The sequence below is a fragment of the Mesorhizobium sp. P3_A9 genome, assembly GCF_056402975.1.
In genome coordinates, this window is the sequence record NZ_JBFUGJ010000524.1 from 1 (window position 1) to 3,025 (window position 3,025).

General features: G+C 62.2%; 6 protein-coding genes. 5 read left to right on the plus strand and 1 reads right to left on the minus strand.

All coding sequences use genetic code 11. The features are described 5' to 3' along the window. The 5 genes from AC1DX0_RS33775 to AC1DX0_RS33795 all read left to right on the plus strand — a co-directional run. A partial coding sequence (locus AC1DX0_RS33775) for a LysR substrate-binding domain-containing protein (RefSeq protein ID WP_477358691.1) occupies positions 1 to 398 on the plus strand: 398 nt, incomplete at its 5' end. 73 nt (positions 399 to 471) lie between these two features. Then, entirely contained in the window at positions 472 to 849 is a 378-nt protein-coding gene (locus AC1DX0_RS33780; protein WP_477222783.1) for an ester cyclase, read from the plus strand. Positions 850 to 924: 75 nt separating this feature from the next. Next, positions 925 to 1,206 carry a type II toxin-antitoxin system ParD family antitoxin gene (locus tag AC1DX0_RS33785; protein WP_172349353.1) on the plus strand — a complete coding sequence of 94 codons (282 nt, stop codon included), beginning with the start codon at positions 925 to 927 and terminating at the stop codon, positions 1,204 to 1,206. Beyond that, a complete protein-coding gene (locus AC1DX0_RS33790) occupies positions 1,203 to 1,487 on the plus strand; it encodes a type II toxin-antitoxin system RelE/ParE family toxin (RefSeq protein WP_477222784.1) in 285 nt (94 codons plus the stop codon). Before AC1DX0_RS33785 ends, AC1DX0_RS33790 begins: the two co-directional genes overlap by 4 nt. A gap of 113 nt (positions 1,488 to 1,600) precedes the next feature. Then, positions 1,601 to 2,677: a YeiH family protein gene (locus tag AC1DX0_RS33795; protein ID WP_477222785.1), complete on the plus strand. Its 1,077-nt coding sequence runs from the start codon at positions 1,601 to 1,603 to the stop codon at positions 2,675 to 2,677. Here the strand turns inward: AC1DX0_RS33795 and AC1DX0_RS33800 are convergent. Continuing rightward, on the minus strand, positions 2,670 to 3,025 hold a 356-nt coding region (locus tag AC1DX0_RS33800), incomplete at its 5' end, for a GNAT family N-acetyltransferase (protein ID WP_477358693.1). The genes AC1DX0_RS33795 and AC1DX0_RS33800 overlap by 8 nt on opposite strands.

Here is a 3,025-nt window from a genome sequence, read left to right on the forward strand (position 1 = left end):
TGGCGGTGGTCGGTGCGCCTGCCTATTTCGCCGGGCGGCCGAAGCCCCGCACGCCGCAGGACCTGACGACCCACAATTGCATCAATTTGCGCCTGCCGACCTATGGCGGGCTCTATGCCTGGGAATTCGAAAAGGCCGGGCGCGAGTTGAAGGTCCGCGTCGAAGGCCAGCTGATCTTCAACACGGCAGGGCTGCGCATGAATGCCGTGCTCGCCGGCCTCGGCCTTGCCTATCTGCCCGAAGACCAGGTGCGCGCGCATCTGGCCGACGGCCGGCTGGTGCGGGTGCTGACCGACTGGTGCGCGCCCTTCCCCGGCTACCACCTCTATTACCCCAGCCGCCGCCAGGCGACACCAGCCTTCTCGCTGCTGGTCGATGCCTTGCGATACAGGGGCTAGTCCGACTGGACCGCGGCCGCAGTCGTTCTATCTTCGCGAGCGTGACCTTTTCCAAAGCACCGGAGCCATCGCCGTGACCGAAACCGACCTCTATCGTGGCTATATCGACTGCCTCAACAATCAGGATTGGCAAAGGCTGCATCGCTTCGTCCATGACGAGGTGCACTACAACAGTGAGCGCGTCGGCCTGTCAGGATACCGCGCCATGCTGGAGCGGGATTTTCGCGAAATTCCGGACCTCTATTTCGACGTCCAGCTGCTGATCTCCGAGCCACCGTTCATCGCCAGCCGCATCCAGTTCAACTGCACGCCAAAGGGAATCTTTTTCGGCCTGCCCATCAATGGCAAAAAGGTCTCGTTCAGCGAGAATGTCTTCTATGAATTTCTGAACGACCGGATCCGGAACGTTTGGTCGGTGATCGACAAGGCGGCGATCGCAGTGCAGCTCTGATTGCAGGTGCGATGAATACCTCTTCTTGCAGCTGGTGGTAAACTTGCCTACCTTGCGTAGGAGGAGAACACACAGATGGCCAATGTTGAGAAAGTGAGCGTTGCCCTCACCCCTGAAATGGCAAGCATGATGCGCGAGGTCGTTGCGGCGGGCGAATACGCCTCGGCGAGCGAAGTCATGCGTGAGGCGCTGCGCGAATGGAAATTTCGCCGGATGCAGCGTGATCAGGCTGTCGACGAATTGGGCCGGCTTTGGGATGAAGGCATGGCAAGCGGCAACGCCGTCGACGGTGGCGAAGCCTTCGCCCGGATCAAAAGCAAGCTCGATGCCAGGATTGCCGAGCGCACGTCGCGATGACGCTGCGCCTACGGCCGGAAGCAGAAGCGGATATCGAAGCCATCGCGCTCTATATCGCCGAGGATAGTCCCTCGGCGGCACTTCGCTGGTATGACGAAATCCATGCCCATTGCCGGCGGATCGCCGACATGCCGGGAATGGGTGTTGCCCGGCCGGACGTGCGAGCTGGCTTGCGTACGTTCCCTGCAGGAAACTACCTGATCCTCTATCGCCAGATCGACGACGGCGCGGAGATCGTGCGCGTGGTTCATGGCGCGCGCCGGTGGCAGGAATTGTTGTAGCCGGACTGACCCTTCAATCGTTCGTAAAAATCGATCATTCCAACCAGAACAATTCGTTGGAAAGATCGGTTCAGGAATGGCATTCTCCTGGGGTACTTGCCTGGAGAATTGCATTGTCTTCCGCCGCCCGCATCGCGAACGATATTCCGAAAAGCCTGATACCGGCCGATCTGACCGCCGGCCGAAAGCGGCTCGATTCGGCGTGGAACGGCGTCATCCCCGGCATCGTATTGGTGGCGATGATCACGGCCGTCGCCTTCTCCGCCCACAATGTCTCCGGCTTTGCGCTGTTCAGCCCGATGATTCTCGCGGTCGTCGCCGGCATGGTCTATTCCAATGTGCTCGGCACSCCSGCSCAYGCCAAGGCCGGCATCGCCTTCTCGCAAAAGCGCCTGCTGCGCTTCGCCATCGTGCTGCTCGGCTTCCAGCTGACGCTTGGCCAGGTCGTCTCGATCGGCGCCGGYGGCGTCGGCATCGTGGCGGCGACACTTGGCGCCACCTTCGTCTTCACCATCACGCTCGGCCGGCTGATCGGCGTCGACCGCAAGCTGGCGCAGCTGATTGCCGCCGGCACCTCGATCTGCGGTGCTTCGGCCATCGTCGCCACCAACATCGTCACCGATGCGCGCGACGAGGACGTCACCTACGCCGTCGCCTCGATCACGCTGTTCGGCACCGTCGCCATGCTCGGCTTCCCATTGCTGACGCCGCTGCTTGGCCTCGACCAGCATGCGTTCGGCCTGTGGGCCGGCGCCTCCATCCACGAAGTGGCGCAAGTCATCGGCGCCGGCTTCCAGAACGGCACCCAGTCCGGCGAGATCGCCACCGTGGCCAAGCTGACGCGCGTTGCCATGCTGGCGCCGATGGTCATCGCGCTCGGCCTGATGGCGCGCCGCAAGACGACCAGCGATCCGTCAAGCGATCAATCCGGTGCACGCCCGCCCATGCCATGGTTCGTCGCCGCTTTCGTCGCCGTGGTGGCGCTGAACAGCCTCGTCACCGTGCCGGCCGAAGTGAAGTCGGCGATGGCGCTTGCCACCACCATCATGCTGACCATGGGTCTCGCCGCCATGGGCCTGCAGGCCGACATTTCGCAGTTGCGCTCGCGCGGCCTGCGCCCGCTGGCGCTCGCCTTCTGCGCCTTCCTGTTCATCGGCTGCTTCAGCCTGATGCTGGTGAAGTTCACGTAGAGCCGTTCACCATTTCGGCTTGGTATAGCTGCCTCTTCATCACGTCGAACACAGTCCCGGACATCTCTATCCGGTCGATGGAGACCCAACCAAACCTGGTGTAGTAGGCGGTCAGCCACCCGGTGGCCGCATAGAGATACAACTCTGGCCACCCGCCATCCCTCGCCGCCTCGCATATGGCTGATATCAGGGCTTCACCAATTCCCTTGCCCCGATGCTCCGCTGGCACGTAAAGACTTGACAGCCAAGGGCGCCAATAGTCGTGGGATTGCAGGTCGCACTCAACGAGCAGTGCAACGCCAACCGGGTGCTCGTCCAGAAAGGCGCATGCCAACAGTTCATTTCCGC